The sequence below is a fragment of the Paenibacillus sp. UASWS1643 genome (assembly GCF_008693195.1).
GTDB lineage: Bacteria > Bacillota > Bacilli > Paenibacillales > Paenibacillaceae > Paenibacillus > Paenibacillus amylolyticus_B.
Genome location: NZ_VXKZ01000115.1, coordinates 655,702 through 673,298 on the forward strand (window position 1 = coordinate 655,702; position 17,597 = coordinate 673,298).

At 42.1% G+C, this 17,597-nt stretch carries 12 protein-coding genes; 1 reads left to right on the forward strand and 11 read right to left on the reverse strand.

The features are described 5' to 3' along the window. Positions 1-66: 66 nt before the first annotated feature. The 10 genes from FE296_RS27320 to FE296_RS27370 all read right to left on the reverse strand — a co-directional run bounded on the left by FE296_RS27320 (position 67) and on the right by FE296_RS27370 (position 14,068). On the reverse strand, positions 67-1,005 hold the full coding sequence (locus tag FE296_RS27320; RefSeq protein ID WP_124114918.1) for a carbohydrate ABC transporter permease: 939 nt from the start codon (positions 1,003-1,005) through the stop codon (positions 67-69). Between the two features lie 15 nt (positions 1,006-1,020). After that, the gene (locus FE296_RS27325) at positions 1,021-1,980 is read right to left on the reverse strand and encodes an ABC transporter permease (RefSeq protein WP_124114917.1); all 960 of its coding nucleotides are present in this window, start codon (positions 1,978-1,980) and stop codon (positions 1,021-1,023) included. A gap of 216 nt (positions 1,981-2,196) precedes the next feature. Beyond that, positions 2,197-4,359 (reverse strand): alpha-galactosidase, encoded by a 2,163-nt coding sequence (locus FE296_RS27330; RefSeq protein ID WP_150367082.1) that lies wholly within the window; start codon positions 4,357-4,359, stop codon positions 2,197-2,199. A gap of 58 nt (positions 4,360-4,417) precedes the next feature. After that, positions 4,418-5,998: a glycosyl hydrolase gene (locus FE296_RS27335; RefSeq protein WP_223869051.1), complete on the reverse strand. Its 1,581-nt coding sequence runs from the start codon at positions 5,996-5,998 to the stop codon at positions 4,418-4,420. A 232-nt stretch (positions 5,999-6,230) separates the two neighbouring features. After that, entirely contained in the window at positions 6,231-7,778 is a 1,548-nt protein-coding gene (locus FE296_RS27340) for a response regulator transcription factor (protein ID WP_150367083.1), read from the reverse strand. Continuing rightward, complete coding sequence (locus FE296_RS27345; RefSeq protein ID WP_124114914.1) at positions 7,778-9,556, reverse strand: sensor histidine kinase; 1,779 nt, start codon at positions 9,554-9,556, stop codon at positions 7,778-7,780. The genes FE296_RS27340 and FE296_RS27345 overlap by 1 nt, the downstream gene beginning before the upstream one ends. Positions 9,557-10,143: 587 nt before the next feature. Continuing rightward, positions 10,144-10,320, reverse strand: a complete 177-nt coding sequence (locus tag FE296_RS27355) for an RCC1 domain-containing protein (protein WP_317889434.1) — start codon at positions 10,318-10,320, stop codon at positions 10,144-10,146. Positions 10,321-10,511: 191 nt separating this feature from the next. Then, positions 10,512-12,443 carry a fructose-1,6-bisphosphatase gene (locus tag FE296_RS27360; protein WP_124114913.1) on the reverse strand — a complete coding sequence of 644 codons (1,932 nt, stop codon included), beginning with the start codon at positions 12,441-12,443 and terminating at the stop codon, positions 10,512-10,514. Between the two features lie 255 nt (positions 12,444-12,698). After that, complete coding sequence (locus FE296_RS33585; protein WP_223869052.1) at positions 12,699-12,875, reverse strand: hypothetical protein; 177 nt, start codon at positions 12,873-12,875, stop codon at positions 12,699-12,701. 284 nt (positions 12,876-13,159) lie between these two features. Then, complete coding sequence (locus FE296_RS27370; RefSeq protein WP_150367084.1) at positions 13,160-14,068, reverse strand: LysR family transcriptional regulator; 909 nt, start codon at positions 14,066-14,068, stop codon at positions 13,160-13,162. 145 nt (positions 14,069-14,213) lie between these two features. Here FE296_RS27370 and FE296_RS27375 point away from each other — a divergent pair, with 145 nt between their 5' ends. After that, positions 14,214-15,233 (forward strand): alpha/beta fold hydrolase, encoded by a 1,020-nt coding sequence (locus FE296_RS27375; RefSeq protein ID WP_124114911.1) that lies wholly within the window; start codon positions 14,214-14,216, stop codon positions 15,231-15,233. A 1,241-nt stretch (positions 15,234-16,474) separates the two neighbouring features. Here the strand turns inward: FE296_RS27375 and FE296_RS27385 are convergent. Beyond that, positions 16,475-17,362, reverse strand: coding sequence for an RCC1 domain-containing protein (locus FE296_RS27385; RefSeq protein ID WP_150367086.1), 888 nt, complete (start codon positions 17,360-17,362; stop codon positions 16,475-16,477). Positions 17,363-17,597 lie beyond the last annotated feature (235 nt).

Genomic DNA, 17,597 nt, shown 5'->3' on the forward strand with positions numbered 1-17,597 from the left:
AAATTAATGTGAACAGGTCTACTTCGGCTGTGAAACAAGGTTGATTTCGGTGCGGTTAGTATCTTATTAACTTTTGACCGCGCCTAGTGTCATGCCTTTAACAAAGTACTTCTGCAAAAAAGGGTACACAATGAGAATAGGCACTGTTGCAATGATGGTAATGGCCATTTTCACAGCATCAGGAGACACTTGTGACATCAATTGCGACATATTTTCCCCACGAATATTGTTAGAGTTTGTAGTGGTACTCTGAAGCACTTTCATAAGCTCATACTGCAAGGTCGTTAAAGAATCATTCGAACCATTATATAAGTACGTATCAAACCAAGAATTCCATTGCCCGACTGCAAGGAACAGAGCTACTGTTGCAAGAGCAGGCTTGGTGAGCGGGAGTATGACACGCCAGTAAATGGTAAAATCGTTTGCCCCATCAAGTTTGGCCGATTCTTGCAAAGCATAAGGAATTCCATCGATAAATGAGCGAATGATGAATATATTGAAGGCGCTTACGAGACCGGGCAAAATATAAACCGCAAATGTATTAATGAGATCGAGATTCTTTATTAAAATAAAACCAGGAATCAAACCACCGGACACATACATTGTGATCGCCAGAAATACAGAGACGAAGCGCCTGCCTTGAAATTCTCTCCGAGCCAGTGTGTAAGCAACCATCGAGCCGCTGACAAGACCAGCCAATGTTCCGATCAGCGTGCGAAGCACTGATATTTTAAATCCGGTGATCAACCCTTCATAACTAAAAATGAGCTTATAATTTTCCAGAGTGAATTGTCTAGGGAAAATTGATATTCCACCCCGGACGGTATCTACAGAATCGTTGAAGGAAATGGCCAACACATTCAAAAAAGGATAAAGTGTCGCTATTGTAACTACTCCGATGAATACGTAAACGAAGGTATCAAATATCATGTCTTGGGGAGATTTTGCACCTATCTTCGGTCCTTTGGGTTTGACGGAAGAAGTTGTGGCCTCGGATGCTTCCATGTCTGTTCCTCCTCTTTACATAATGCTTTCGTTAGCGAATTTTTTAAAGAGTCCATTCACGACGAAGAGCAAAATCACACTGATGACCGAATTGAAGATACTAATAGCGGTACCGAAAGAATATCTCCCCATAGATAATCCATAGTTCAACGCATATAGATCCAACACTTCGGAATAGTCGCTGACCATGTGATTACCGAGCAAGAATTGCTTTTCAAATCCAATTCCTACAAGGTGGCCAATCGACATAATAAACAGTACAATGATTGTTGGCCTGATGCCAGGGAGTGTAATATGCCATATTTGTCTCAAACGACTGGCACCGTCGACCCTTGCTGCCTCATACAGTTCAGGTCCAATTCCCGATATGGCGGCCAAATAGATAATGGCATTCCAACCGGTCTCCTTCCAAACATCGGCTCCGGTCACTATTCCCCAGAACAAGTTTCCCTTGGCCATAAATTGTATCGGTTGGTCAATCAAATTCAGCCCCATGAGCAAGTCGTTTATCGCGCCTCCGTCAGTTGACAGCATTTTTATGACGATCCCTGCCGCCACGACCCAAGACACGAAGTGAGGCAGATAAGATACGGTCTGAACGAAACGCTTCATAAACTGAACCCGTACCTCGTTTAGAACCACTGCAAACAATACAGGAAACACGAAGCCAGCTACAAGCCCCATAAGGCTCATTGCCAGCGTATTTCTGAGAACCAAATAGAAATGTTCATCCTGAAATAGTGCTTGGAAATGATCGAATCCAACCCATTTTTGATCGAAAAATCCTTTGCCTGGTCTATAGTTTTGAAATGCCATCGTCCATCCCCACAGAGGCAAATACTGAAATACAAACACCCAAATCACAAATGGAAATGACATCATGTACAGATATTTCTGATTCTTAAATACTTTCCACTTTTGTGAATTTTTGTGTTTTCGTGTGCGGAACCTTCTCTCTTCTGTTATCGCTTTCATTTCATCCCCCCCTTTCTTATCTCATCATAAAACGATTATTATTTTGGCAACATATCGGAGATCTAGTATGATTTCATTCTAAAATCCTAACTATTTTCAGAAAAGTGGATTTCATTTTCATGGTGGTATAACAAAAATCCTCTGCATCGAACAAATGCAGAGGAGTCTTATACTATTTTTGTAAGCATACAATTTGAATTTTTTTCTTCGCCGTTTTTATTGAATAGCGCTTAACTTAAACCATACACTCGTATAATCTCCTGTAAGAGGCGGGATAATCAGGCCGGCTTGCATTAATCGATCCCCGCCGAAGGATCCCATAACCCCACTCTCCCCACTCACTTCATAAGTATACGAATGATTCAAGCCTTTGAGATGAAGTATATCCGTAGCAGGAGTAGGCTTGGCTAGAACTTGAAAATAAAATACGATGGCTTCACATTGATTATCTGAAACGAACATCCAGGAAGTTTCATTACCTTGAAAAGGACTCCGAAGTCTAAACAAATCACCCTTTTGTATGAGAGAGCGATGTTCTTTGTACATGGCAACCTGTTCCTTCACCTGGATTTTTTCGGCATCGGTGAATTTGGTCAAATCAAGTTCATAACCAAAGTTCCCCGACATCGCAACGTCTCCTCTAAATTTAAGTGGAGTCTCTCGGTGGACTTGATGGTTTGGAACGGCAGAGACATGAGCTCCAATGGTACTGACTGGATACACCAAACTGGTCCCATATTGGATTTTTAATCGTTCCACGGCATCTGTGTTGTCACTCGTCCAAGTCTGTGGCATATAGTAGAGCATTCCAGGATCAAACCGACCTCCACCGCTGGAACAACTTTCGAATAAAATTTCTGGAAATGCAGTCGTCAGTTTATCTAAAAGTTTATAAAGACCAAGTACGTAGCGATGTGCAATTTCCTGTTGATTCTCCGGTAAAGCCGTTGCCGAACCAATTTCGGTCAACGCACGGTTCATGTCCCATTTTACGTAAGCGACGTGTACGTTAGTAAAGATTTCAGCCAGTGCGTCATAGACATAATCTCTAACTTCCGGTCTTGAAAGATCCAATACCAATTGCCAGCGAGCTTCCGTCCGGCGACGTCCTTCAACGTGCAGGCACCAGTCCGGGTGCTTCCGGTATAGATCGCTGTCGGGTGATATCATTTCAGGTTCAAACCACAAACCAAATTGTAAGCCGTGGCGTTCAATCCGTTCCGCCAAATCGCGCAAACCGTTAGGAAGCTTCCGGCGGTCTTCAACCCAATCGCCAAGAGAACTGTTATCACTGTCACGTTTACCAAACCAGCCGTCATCAAGCACCAGCAGTTCGATTCCAAGTTGGGATCCTGTCTCGGCAATCGCCTCAATCTTATCCGCTGTAAAATTAAAATAAGTTGCCTCCCAATTATTCACTAGAATCGGTCGCTCCTTATCCCTATGCACCCCACGGCATAAACGGTTCCGATAGAGTCGATGATAGATTCGGGACATGCCTCCGATTCCTTCATTTGAATATACCAATACCGCTTCAGGAGTTAGGAAGGATTCGCCGGGAGGAAGTACCCAACAAAAGTCAAACGGATTCAACCCAATGCCCAAACGAACGACTCCAAAAGCATCAACTTCGGCTTCAGCGTGGAAATTTCCGCTATACACCAGATTTACTGCAAATACCTCACCATGATCTTCATTGGTTCCCAGGCTAACGACTGCCGCAAAGGGATTATGCTGATGACTGCTCATCCCGCGTCTACTCCCAAGGCTTGTACCTCCAGGGCCCAGAGGTCTGCGTTGAAGATGCGCCTCTCGTGCCCAATGACCCGCAAGATAAACGAACTCATAATCACTTTTGCCGTATAAATCGACATTGGCACTAAGCGCACGTAACAGTTTGATGTTGCTTGCACCATTATTCTTAAACTGAACTGACCTGGTAATAGCTCCATCCACGAAAATGCAATATTTTAGAAGAACGGTCATTCCTGAATATGCATCTTCCAATTCCAGCTCCAAGGTGTCTGCTTCATGAACCGATTCTGTATATACATACGGCAGATCTTCAAGCGCTGTTTTACCAGCCGCTACGGAGTATCCCTTAAAGCGAAGCTCTGTGATCCGGCTGCCGTCTTCAAGCTGAACTTGATAGGCAGGGGATCTGAAGTCGCCTGTTCCATATTGCGGATATTCTTGAGGCATAGCATGGAGCTCCGTTTTTTCGAGACCCGGAACAAGTTTCGCTAGGTTACCTTTCTCAGATAACCGTTGCCCCCAATATACCAGTAATGGAAAACCATCAACGATCTGAATAACATAACTGGTTATGCGGGATTGCAGATGAAAAATATGTTGTAACTCGTCAATATAAATGGCCATTACATCATTCACTCCTGTTAATCTAGATTGTTCAATAATAAAATTATCCTATTTCATATTAGGGACTGCCGTACAATCCTTCGGGAAGTTCATCTAGCGTAATAACATCTTCATGATTGTACACCTTTCTTAAATATTCCTTTGTATTCGTCTTTCCGTCGCGCAGATAGGAGCCAGTCCAGGTGTTGAAAAAGCTCCAATGTGCGCCGTAAATCTGCAGTAATTTAGGATCCGGAATAGGTCCATTTTCTGCAAGAGCTATAAGCTTCTTATGCTTGCTCAACAACAAGAGCTCGTCGTACTTGGCAATATTCGGGCTGTGATCACCCGGTGGATTATATACATCAACACTCACCATGTCGACCACATCATCTCCTGGATACCACTCCTCTTGAACAGAGTTCCAAACCCAAATGAGATTGTTTAACTGATGTTCATAAGTCAAACGTTCGTACATGAGCCTATATAATTTTTTGGCAGGTTCGGGACCTTTCGCTCCCCACCAAAACCAGCCGCCCTCTGCTTCATGCAGCGGTCTCCAGAGGATGGGAATATGCTCATCCTGCAACCGCTTCAATTGAACAGCAATTGCGTCAATATCACGAATCAAAAGCTTGTAATCCTCCGATTCCGGATGATCCAGGGCATATTCTACATCGAAGGTCGTGAACTCGGTATTAAAACCTCGCCACCATTCGTGCCCTGGTTCGTTGCCACCTATCCCTTTCGGCGCATTCCAATGCCAGCTCAATGATACTATTCCTCCACGTTTGTACCATTCAGTCATCTTCTCAACCTCTTTTGAGGTACTTCCATTTTCAACACGGGATGGTGAATAATCCATCAAATCACTGGAAACCAGGGCAGGGAATTTTCCTGTCTGTTTGTAAATCCACTTTGCATCCTCTAATGTTTGCTGTCCTGAAATGATCTTCTTTCCATACTGGCTGGTCATAAAATCCAAGAGTGCTTTGGCTTGTGGAGTGGCTTTGGAGTTACTTAAGGTATCCATCTTTATTTTCTGCTTGGGTATCTGGGGATCTACACGCTCCAGCTTTATATACTCAATGCCATAGTATCCCCACCCACGTAAGATTTGGATGGAGTTGCTCCCCCCGGTCAGAAGCACTTTTGTCATCTTTTTTTCAGCTCGGACCTCCCCTGGGTTTGGAGCATTGAGCATCAATTCACCAGCTCCTGAACCATTCACTTGTATAGAGGTCGTTTTATCTCCATTCCCTTCAGGAATGTAGAATCCCAAGCTCAACTCATAAAGTCCACCTTCGGGTGCTTCAACCTTGAAAGTAGCGCTTCCTTTACTTGTGTTATCCTCTTCGAAAAAATAAGAGATGTAACCTTTACCATCATATGACTTGTCCACGGCTTTGGCAGTTGCCTCGTCCCGTTTCTCAATCCCGCCCCCTTCTAGCTGAGCATCTTTAAATGTCACTATTAATGACTGAGCTGGATCGGGAATAGCAGAATCAACAACAAATCCTGGTACCGTAATGGCTGCTTCCACCCTGGAATGAGTAAAACTCAACATGATGATGCAAAAAACGAACATGGCTGACCCCAAAATTAAATGTGTTTTACTCGACATGGCATACCTAATACGTGAACCTGATCTTGCCTTCATTTTATAGTCTCCCCTCCGTTCATTGTATTCCTGTTATCGCTTTCAAATTGTTGAGGTCCCTCCTTTCGTATCAACTATATTTGTTAAGGAAGCTCGCGGACACATCAGAAATATAGAATCCTTTCATCTAAAATCCTTTGTATTTTCAGAAAAACATCTTTTTTTCATTCAGACATCAGAAAACTCCCCTACTGTTCGTTTAACTTCCGTTAGTAGAGGAGTTTTGCTCAAATCATTCTTTTTTTTGATAAAAAGAAGGAGACTTCCCTTCCAGTTTTTTGAATTTGCTGTAAAAATAATTGACGTTTGAATATCCTACCCTTTCAGCCACTTCGTAAACCTTCATACCCTGAGCCAGTAATTCTTTCGCTTTTTGGATCCGTATCCGATCAAGATATGCGTTAAAATATTCTCCTGTGTAACTTTTAAAGAGTTGGCCCAAATAGGAACTGCTGTAGTTAGACAATACAGCAAGCATTTCTAGTCTTAGATTATCCCCATAGTGCCGGTCTATATAATCCAGCATTCGCTTCATTTCATTGTCTTTGGTATTATAATCCGCGCACTGAGCTAGTCTTTCCATCATAACTGAAATTCGGTCAACAAGATCCTGCATATAACGGGAATGATATACTTCAGCAAGGAAATGGGCCGGCTCCCCTGAAAAACCACTTAAAGGCCAGACACGGGGATGGACTTTTCGAACGGTTTCATTGGCCAGATAGAAGAAACGGTCACGGATCTCCTTTTCATCGGCCTGATTAGCTACTAGTTGCAATGCTATTTCGTTTAAAAAAGAGGAGATCGCACTAGCATGCCCAACATCTACCAGATAATGAAGTCTAAAGGCTTCTTCCTCCTTATTGGCTAGAGAAGATACTAAAGTCTGAACGGTTTCCTTTTGATACGTTTCTGGTGTTTCCTCTGTCAGGAGCCTGCCTCTGTCGTAGAAAAAGCTGCGCTCCAAAAGGGATTTTGCTGTTCTAAAGGAATGAATAATTTCGTCTTGAGACCGCACGGACTGTCCTACTGCTACGTCCATTTCAAATCGAAGCTCACCTGATAAGAGTTGGAGATTCTTATGAAGTTCGGTCCATCCCAGTTCGCTAACAGGAGAGTTACCAAGCAATAGGACAATGTACGGAGCAAAATATAAAACGAATCCTTGACGTTCCGAAGCATAGGTTCTGCTAACTACATCTTTGAAGTTCTGGATTTGTTCGCTTTCTTCTGGTTCTGAACCTGAGAAGCCGATTAAAACGATCTGATATGTTGTCCAGCTGTCTTCAAATGAGTCTGACCATCCACCCATAATGGAATCCTCTGAAGCATATTTACCGGTTAGTAAAGAATAAAGTATCCATTCTGGCGTATTTGTCTTCTGTAACAGTTTTTTTTTCTGCACATTGGAGAGCTGTTCATGAATCTTTTGGAGTGATGCTGACAATTCTTCCTTGTTCACTGGTTTCAGCAGATATGCTTCGACGCCGAATTGAAGGGCTTGGCGCGCATACTCAAAATCGGCGTAACCGCTGAGAATAATGACATGACTGGGCCATTCACGGTGGCGGATTTCCTGAAGGAGTTCAAGTCCGTCCATGCCTGGCATACGTATATCCACCAACAATACATCGGGAATCGTTTCTTCAAATAACCGAAGCGCCTCATTTCCACCAGCTGCCGTTCCAATCACTTCGAACCCCAATTCTTTCCAAGGTATTAACGTTTGCAGCCCCAAACGCAGCTTCGGTTCATCATCAACAATGATCACGGAAAACATTAGGTTACACCCTCCTTTGGTATGCAAAATGCGATGCAGGTGCCTCTCCCCTGGATGCTATTAATTGTGAGCCTTGATGCTATACCGTAAGTGAGTTCCAATCGGTCATTTACATTACGAAGGCCAATACGATTGCCAGATTCATCGGAGTTCATTAATTGTTTTGTTAATTCGTCCATTTTCATTGGAGAAATACCCGCACCATCATCTTGGATTTCCACAAATAACGTACCTTGAACGTTAAGCTTCGTCCGAATAGTGATCAGTGTGGGGCCCTCTTTGCGATCTAACCCGTGGAGTATCGAGTTTTCAACCAAAGGTTGTATGATAAGTGGAGGAATCAAAATGTTTTCGGATGCCGGGTCGATGTCCATATGGTATTGAAGTCTGTCTTCATATCGGAATTTTTGAAGTTCCAAGTAACAACGAACCATATTTAACTCATCCGATAGTGAAATCTGGCTACTTCCAACCTCTAAACTATTTCGGATCAACATGCTAAGTTGCCATACGGCCTGGGCTAACCCCTCTTCCCCACGAAGATGTGCTTCCATTCTAATCGACTCAAGTGTATTAAACAGGAAGTGGGGATTCACCTGACTAGCCAGCATCTTAAATTTGATGTCATTTTGTTTCTGTAGTAATAACTGTTTCTGCTGATTGCTTTCTTCCACTTCATACATCAGTTCACTGATTCGATGAACCATTTCATTAAATTGTCTAGATAGTTGTCCAATCTCATCTTTACCGTCGAGGTCAAGGTACGTATCCCAGGATACCGTACCTACTCTCGACATGTGTTTGCTAAGTCTGAGCAATCTCCTCGCAATGAAGGAGGCAGAGACATAAACCAGCACCACTGCGATGATTAAACACCCACCGATAACCAGAGTAGCTAAACGAATGATAGCGTTTGCATCATGTAGAATGTCAGACACCGTAAAAACGGAAATGATGCGCAGTCCATTCCAGCTATTCTGTGGAGTTAGGTTTGCTATAACCACCTTGGAATTCTGTCCATCCATAACAGCTTCATAACTACCCTCTGTTTGGGACAACATATTGCTCCCCGCATGCACAGAGGCAAGGTTTTTACCGTAAAGATTTGGCCGGTTGGCTGCCACGATATGGTTGTTTTCATCCACGATCATCGTTGAGAAGGTCTCTTGGGATAGAATAGAGTTTAACAAATCAGAATTCACATTAATCACCAATACGCTCTCATTTCTCAACTCATCCAGGTTGATTTTTCGAACCAGACTTAGATAATGTTTTTGATCACGCTCATCTTCAATATAACCCCAACCTGCAAGCCCCTTTTGACTCAATGCGGATCTGTACCAATCGGACTGTTTCGTTCGGTCATCTGGCTGCATAAATTCCCAGTTATTGAGCATCGTCGGATTGGCCGTATATAACCGAATGGATTTTATTTCTTTATAAAGCCGCATATAATCCCGAATGTCCGTGTATTGACGATAGGTTTGAATAACCTCGTTATAACTTTCATAGTTACGGCTTGCTATAGATTTCATTTGGTTATTATTAGAAAGTTGATAGGAAATATCTATGGCTACATTGATCACCTCCTCGGTCCTTTTCTGGACACGCTCTACGTTATTCGTTGCTTGTTCAGAGGCGTTCAGGATCATGACTTCCTTCAGCTTGCTTGTTAAATAGATACCACTTACTAATAGCGGGATTACGGCCACTGTAATAAAAATCAAAGATAGCTTACTTTTAAGTCTGATATTATTAAGTATTCGGATAAAGCGCATAGCACGGTCCTCTTTCCAAAATTCAGTTCTGGCTTTGCTGATGAATTTCACAAATTATTACTATCGTGATATTTCCATTAAACATAAAACCAAATGTACTCTTCTCTTTTTGGATAGTCAATGAAACATTTTAAATGAGCGCAAGAAGATCCAAATGAATCTGAAAAATGACAACTTATCTTTCTCGAACATTCGTCGCTTAAATTGGCTTCAAATATAACATCGTATGCGTGTCTTGCAGCTACTGTAAGTGCAGCTGGAAGTAAACTTGTAATGACAAGTATCAGTGTATTACGTACACTCGATGTACTCACTTAGCTGAAGATGCTCAAAGAGCAGGAGTTAGTGCAGCACTCCTTGTTCCTCTTTCTTATCAAACATGAGGAAACTAAATAAGACCCCTTATCAATCTGATAAAGGGAAACGCATTGTTTGTTAATGTAATAGGAGAAATTGTTTTAAAGTGTTGTTGTAATGCCTGGTGAGCCATAAGATTAAATCATTTCCAATACCCTCATAGGAGTTGCCTTTTGGGTAAAATGGGAATATGTTCTTGTCCCTCGATATTTTGCGCCTTATTTCATTATTTATTGGTGGATGTGACTCCATCCGCTTATATCACATTGTCCATAATCATTATCACCCTCAGTAACCAATGTACCATCCGATTTAAGACCAACGGTATGTCGACGACCTGCCGCTATGGTACAGTTACGGAACCGTTTCGTCTCAAACACTGCTTCCTTCCGTGAATTGTAGTCCATATCTTCCTCCCCTCCACAAATTGAAAATCCGCCGTTAGTTCAACAGTAAGTCATGAAGTTTGTTGTTAAATCGCACTGTAACAAAAGAAATGCTCGCACAGGCAGGGTAGTATTACTTCCCTGCCCAATACGAGCGTTATGTCCAATTGCACTCAAACGGTTGCTCCGAATGTGTACTTTTAGCAATCGCTTCATTTCATGTGGCGATAATCTAATAGATCCTTCAAATTTGAGATTTTCTGCAGCAGCTTCTCCCCAACATTGGTTTCCTTCACCAGTTTTCGTTCCAGTTCTTTATCCACCAGTCTTTTTACTGACAATACGTCCGTTCCGTTGCATAACACATCTTCTTTTGAATTGAATTTCTGATGGGCGACGAGCTGCATGCCAAAGGAATTAAACAACAATGTATAACCGGCAATGCCCGTTGTGGATTGATAGGCTTTGGAAAAACCGCCGTCAATCACGATCATTTTTCCGTTTGCTTTAACAGGGCTCTCTCCACGAATTTCTTTGACTGGTGTGTGACCGTTAATGACATGTCCATGATCTGGATTCAACTCAAACTCCTGCAAGATTTTTCGACAGATCTCTTCATTTTCGCGTAAATGGTAGTAAGGATTCTTTCTCTCCTTATGTGCTTCTTTATCTTGGATGAAATATCGTTCAAAAGTGGTCATTTCTCTCTTTCCAAAGAGCGAGGAGCATTCCCCTGTCCAGATGTACCATACCATATCCGTCGCCAGATCTTCTGTCTCTTCCGGATGCGCAAAGGCGTAACGTAAATAATCTTCAAAAACATCAAGCAATTGACGGCCCGCATATGTCTTGTCTTCAATCTGCATTTCTTCCATATTTCCTTCTTCATCCAAAGGAATACAGCCGTGGATTAACAAATTCCCATTGTATTTTAAATAAAGGCTGCCCTTCTTCATAAGAAAGTTCATATGTCTGGCCATCTTTTCGGAATGCTGAACGGAAAACAGCAGCTTTTCCATCACTTGGCGTTCTTCCTCAATCAATTGTTCGGGCTTCTGCGGATTTACGGTTGCGAAACAGGTGTTTTCCAGGTGGTACGTTTTACCGCAGATGTTGATTTCATTGTTGTCGTAATCAATCTTCTCCAGTAAAAGTCTTTCAGACATATTGAAGTACGGGCGTCTCTTAATAATCGGAATTTCCAGTTTAAACTGGATCATGGCAATGGCCTGGTGAATTTTGGTGATCTGCAGAATTTCCTGCTCTGATACGTTATGGCCAGCCTGTAACTTAGGTCTGAAGGACGGATTGTCTTCATAATATTTCTCCGCCAGGTTTAGCAGTGGGCGCAGATTGATTCCGTATACATCTTCAATGATGTCCAGATTGTCGTATCTGGCGCAGATCCGAATAATATTCGCAAGGCAGACCAGAGAACCTGCGTAGGCTCCGATCCAGAGGACATCATGGTTCCCCCACTGTATGTCTACAGAATGGTAGTTGATAAGCGTGTCCATAATTTTATCGGGGTACGGCCCCCGGTCATAGATATCTCCAACCACATGAAGATGGTCAACCACCAGGCGTTGTGTCGTATAAGCAAGGCCGATAATGAGATTGTCCGCCTGGCCCAAAGATATAATTTGCCGATATATTTCCTCGTAATAAGGATCCTTATTGTTGGTCGAATCCGTCTTGTATAAAAGCTCTTCTACAATATATACATATTGCTCCGGCAGAGCTTTACGCAATTTTGAGCGTGTATACTTGGAAGAGGCATAAGAAATAAGCTTAAGCATGTGTTCAATTGTTAGTCTATACCACTGGTTTAAAGCCTGTTTATTACTCAGTTCCCCTATAACCAGCTGTATTTTTTCCTCCGGGTAATAAACCAATGCCGCAAAATCATGGATTTCTTGATCCGTCCAAACCTCCCGGAATAATTCTTTGATTTTCTCTTTGACGGTACCCGAACCGTTTCGTAGTACATGCTGAAAAGCCTGGAACTCCCCATGCAAATCACTGACAAAATGCTCGGTTCCCTTCGGGAGATTGGAGATCGCTTCAAGGTTGATGATCTCTGTTATGATTTTTTCTTCCGTATCATATTTCTCGGCCAATAAATCTAGAAACTGCTCATCCAAAACAGATGTCCCCCTTCAAGGAAGTATGGTGTTGTATAGCCGGGTCCAAAAGCTTTAGACCTATATAAAATTACACTCTATACTTGGCATTGATTATATGGTAATTATCAGCATCGCCTTCCCCCATCATACTCCAGTTCATCATATATGAACAAATTTCATTAAATGGATTTGAATGAACAATGTTTGTAGTTATTTTAGGAATAAGAATTGTGTTCAATGGGCTCTTCTCTCTCGATATTTTTTTACTAACTGCTATTTTACACAATGAAAAATAAACGATCTATCCTTAGAAGTTGCTTGTTTAAATTCCCAGTCACCATATGTTTTAATTTTTGAAAAACCGATTTGTATCAGTGACTCATCGAATTCTTCTTGATTAGCTAAGTCAGGAGTTTTGTCCTTCTCCCATTCTTCCCATACTTTTACCAAAGGGTTTCTTGTATCAAAAATAAAGTGACCCCCCATTTTTAGGGATCGGAATACGTCTGAGATCACTCGCTTCCAACTATCATCTGTAAGAAATACCTGTGGCAACATTGGCTGTCATAATTACCGCATCAGAGGTCTTTTTGTCTCTTTAACAATGCAAGAAAAAATTCATCGTCTTTTCCCCAATGGTTAATCTGGTCATATACTAATGGAATCATAAATAATATCTCCCCACTTTCAACAGCGTTTTTCTGTGCTCAACAGTTTGATGTCTTGTACATAAGCTATACGGTTTTATTCTCACTCTGTGAATCAAAAACTTCCCTGGTTGCTTCTATAAAAGTTAATATGATTGGTGAAAGCCATTTGTCTTTATGCCACAACATCTGTGTGTATACCTGCAAGTCCGGAATTTGCCATGGGAGGACAACAAGTTCTCCGCGTTCAACTTCAGACTCCACGACGATCTCAGGAAGAAAGGCAATACCGATGCCTGAAATTGCACATTGTTTAATGGCTTCAGCACTTTGAAACTCTAAATATGTAATGCTATCAATCCCCTCTTTCTCAAATGACCGATCAAACATCGTTCGATACGGACAACCCTTCTCATTTGTCAGGAACACTTCATCATGAAAATCTTCCAATTGCAGCACAGTTCGTTTGGCGAGTGGATGATCTGGAGCAGCTAACAATCGGAAATGTTCTTCCAGCAAAGGTTCCACGGAAAGTCCACTCGAGCGAATGGGTTCATCCAACATATAAACAATATCCGTGGTTCCCTCAAAGAGCGTTTGTTTGAGCTCTTGATTCGGAACTGAGCGGAAAATTAGGCGAACTCCCGGATGCTGCGAACGAAACCGTTGGAAGACAGGTGGAAGCCGATAAGTGCAAATAACTTCATTTGCACTTATCGTTAAGGTACCACTTAGTTTTTCATTATCATGGACAGCACTACGAGCTTCGTCCATTTTTTCAAGAACGCCTTGGGCGTGTGTTAAAAAGCGTTTACCCGCAGTTGTGAGCGCGAGTTGCTTGCCCAACCGATCAAAGAGGCGAACACCTAGCTCATCTTCCAATGCTTTAATTTGCATCGTGACGTTGGAAGGAACGTAGCTCAGCGCTTCTGCTGCCCGCGTGAAATTCAATGTTGTTGCAACCGTACAAAACGTATTCAGTTGACGCAATTCCATCCGATGATCCCCCCTTCATCTTTCAATTTTATTGAATGCTATCTTGAATTCTATTCACTTTTATTGAGAGTATCACAGCTCTATACTGAGTACAAGAGATCACAGTGAACACGTGGTTTTTCATTTTGAAGGGAGCGACTATACGATGGATTATGAAATTTTTAATTTGGATGATGTCATCTTACAATCAGGAGTGACGTTACCAAACGCTTTTCTTGCTTACAAAACATACGGAAAATTAAATGAACAGAAGGATAATGTTATTGTCTATCCAACGGCTTTTGGGGATCAGCATGTTCAGAATGAATGGCTTATTGGCAGTGGGATGGCACTCGATCCGGAGAAATATTTTATTATCGTTCCCAGTTTGCTGGGCAATGGACTCTCTTCCTCTCCCAGTAACACGCCTCCTCCATTTGATCGGGGTAACTTTCCACAGGTAACTATCTATGACAACGTTCGATTCCAGCACCAACTGCTGACCGAAAAATTCGGTATTCAAAAGATTGCTCTCGTCGTCGGGTGGTCGATGGGCGGCATTCAGGCATTTCAATGGGGGGCAAGTTACCCGGAGATGGTTGAACGAATCGCACCTTTCGGAGGCATCGCCAAACCTTGGCCTCACACATTTGTGGTTCTGGAAGGCGTGAAAGCTTCACTGCTATCTGCAGTCGGCTTCGACTCAAGCAAATTAAACCAACTAAGTTCGACAGACATGCGTGCCGTGGGTCGGGTCTATGCGGGATGGGGACTATCACATGCGTTTTATAGAGAAGAGCTTTACCGTGAGATGGGATTTGACACATTGGAGGATTTTGTAGCTGGTGTCTGGGAAAATAGCTTTATGAATATGGATCCGCATAATGTTCTGGCCATGTTATGGACAGGTCAACATGCAGATATCAGTGCAAACCCCTCCTATAACGGAGACTTTGATACAGCACTTCAGAGCATAAGAGCTTATGCCTGTATCATGCCGGGAAGCACGGATCTCTTCTGCACAGCGGACGATAATGAATACGAAGCTAAGCGTATACCTAATGCTGTCTTGAAACCAATCCAATCGATCTGGGGCCATTTTGCCGGTCGTGGAATTAACAGTGCGGATAATCAATTTATTGATGACAATCTAAAACACTTGTTGTCACTTAGCACTAATGAATAGATCGTCACTTGCATTGGATGTCTGTCAGGCCTAGCAAGATTCCCTGTTCTTTAGCCCGGTTATTCTCATGAATTCATAACCTGACTGATCGTATTTGAGGTCAACAGTACTTACTAGTTCGACCTCTTTTTCTGCGATCGTACTTCCTTTAACGAATTCTGCGAATACTGAAGACTGTAGCGTTTCTTTAATTTTAAAGGTTAAACTTATTTTTTAACGTTCGTATACCTGGAGTATATTCACAAAATTCATCTACCCTGCCCGTTAACGTAATGAAGCTGCCGGTCAAACACAGGCAGCTTCATTTTCGTCGTTTATTCAATTATAGTTTCTACGTTAGCGTATAAGCATTAACTTTTAATATCTTCTTTAGTCTTTTGTCTATATCGAACTATGGAAAGAGGTAAATTAACTATTCCGAGAATAAAAGAAGAGCCAATAGATATCCATTGAGATACTGAAGGATAATTCGGTTTTCCGTCTCCTACAGGTCCTATTTTGGGTTGGTGGCTATCCCACAAAACATATAAGAGACCAATAGCAGGTACCAATATGCAAATTACACTTGCAACTATATGTAACACATACTTGTTCAATCCTACCCCTCCATTTATCGTATTCATGTCTTGAACTCTGTTTATATTATAACGTTAACTTAAAGCGGGAAATTACACTAACCTGTCCCTTAGTTTAACAAAAATTTTTCTCCTTTAAGATATTCCCTAAAATTGTTTTGAATAACTGATGGAAAATTTTCCGCAATAATTCGCTTGTAGTTGATTTACTTTGCTATACGATGAAATAATACTTTCCTATTCTCAGATGAAAGACGCATCAATGTTTCAGCCATATCAAATAAATAAAATCCATAAGCACAATTCGAAAAATCTATAGGTCATCGTTTGTTTTCTTTTAAATAGAGAGTTATTAAGCAACGTTGTTACGATGCCAATCACAAGGGTAAGCGCACCAATCCATGGAATGTAGTTCAACAAGTTGCATCTTGAAGAAGATGTTACGGCAGAACAGATGGATGAGTATTATTATCAAATGGTAAACGAGAAAATCATGTTAGATTAGCACGAAGCTTATTCTAAAATCCATATCTGATTTTAAGTTTGAGGTTAAAGGTTATAGAGCACGTCCCATAAAGTTGCCGATCAAAGCAAAAAGTCGCTAAATTAGCGACTTCAATGGGAATATGTACTTGTCCCTTGACTTTTTGTATCTTATTTCATTATTTATTGTTGGATGTTACTCCATCCGCTTACATCGCATTGTCCATAACCATTATCACCCACAGTAACTAACGTACCATCTGATTTTAGTCCAATCGTGTGGGCACATCCCGCCGAAACAGCTCTAATGTCATGCCAGCCCCTTACATCGCATTGGTGATGTTTGTTTGAACCCACAGCAACCGTCGTACCGTCAGACCTAAGACCAATGGTATGATAACTCCCCGCTGCAACTGCTACAATATCACGCCATCCGCTTACGTCGCATTCGCCTTCATTATTTCGCCCCACCGCAACCACGGTGCCCTCCGATCTAAGCCCAACCGTATGAAGATACCCCGCCGAAACAGCCAATATGTCGTTCCAGTCGTTTACGCTACATTGGTCATACTTATTGTTACCAACTGCTATTACCGTTCCGTCTATTTTTAGACCGACGGTATGCCAGTCTCCCGTCGTGACCGATACAATATCACGCCAGCTGCTCACGTTGCATTCGCCTTCATTATTTCGCCCTACCGCAACCACGGTACCATCTGCTTTAACCCCAACAGTCCGGCACCAACCTGCCGAAACGGTTATTATATCGCGCCATTCGCTTACATTGCATTGGTCATGCTTATTCCAACCTATTGCTGTTACAGTACCATCAGATTTAAGTCCAACGGTATGGGCATTACCCGTGTTCGTAGCCATATGAACATTACCGGCACCAACGGCGACGATATGGGACCAATCGCTTACATCACATTGACCGTATTTATTATCACCCGCGGCTATTACTGTTCCGTCAGATTTAAGAGCAACGGTATGACGACGACCTGCCGCTATGGTACAGTTACGGAAACGTTTCGTCTCAAACACCGCTTCCTTCCGTGAACGGTAGTCCATATTTTTCCTCTCCTCCACAAATTAAAATCCTCCGTTGTTCAACGGTATAACGTTTAGCGTTCATATCACTCACAGAACTTAAGAGGACACCAACATATTACTCTTATTCAACGTTGTATTATAATACTCCTGGCTGTCAAGATAACGGAACCACGCCGTACTAATCCAGGTATGTTGGTATCACCCTTCTGAAGGATTCATCCTTGTTTCAATCGAAAAAATATGGATAAATGTG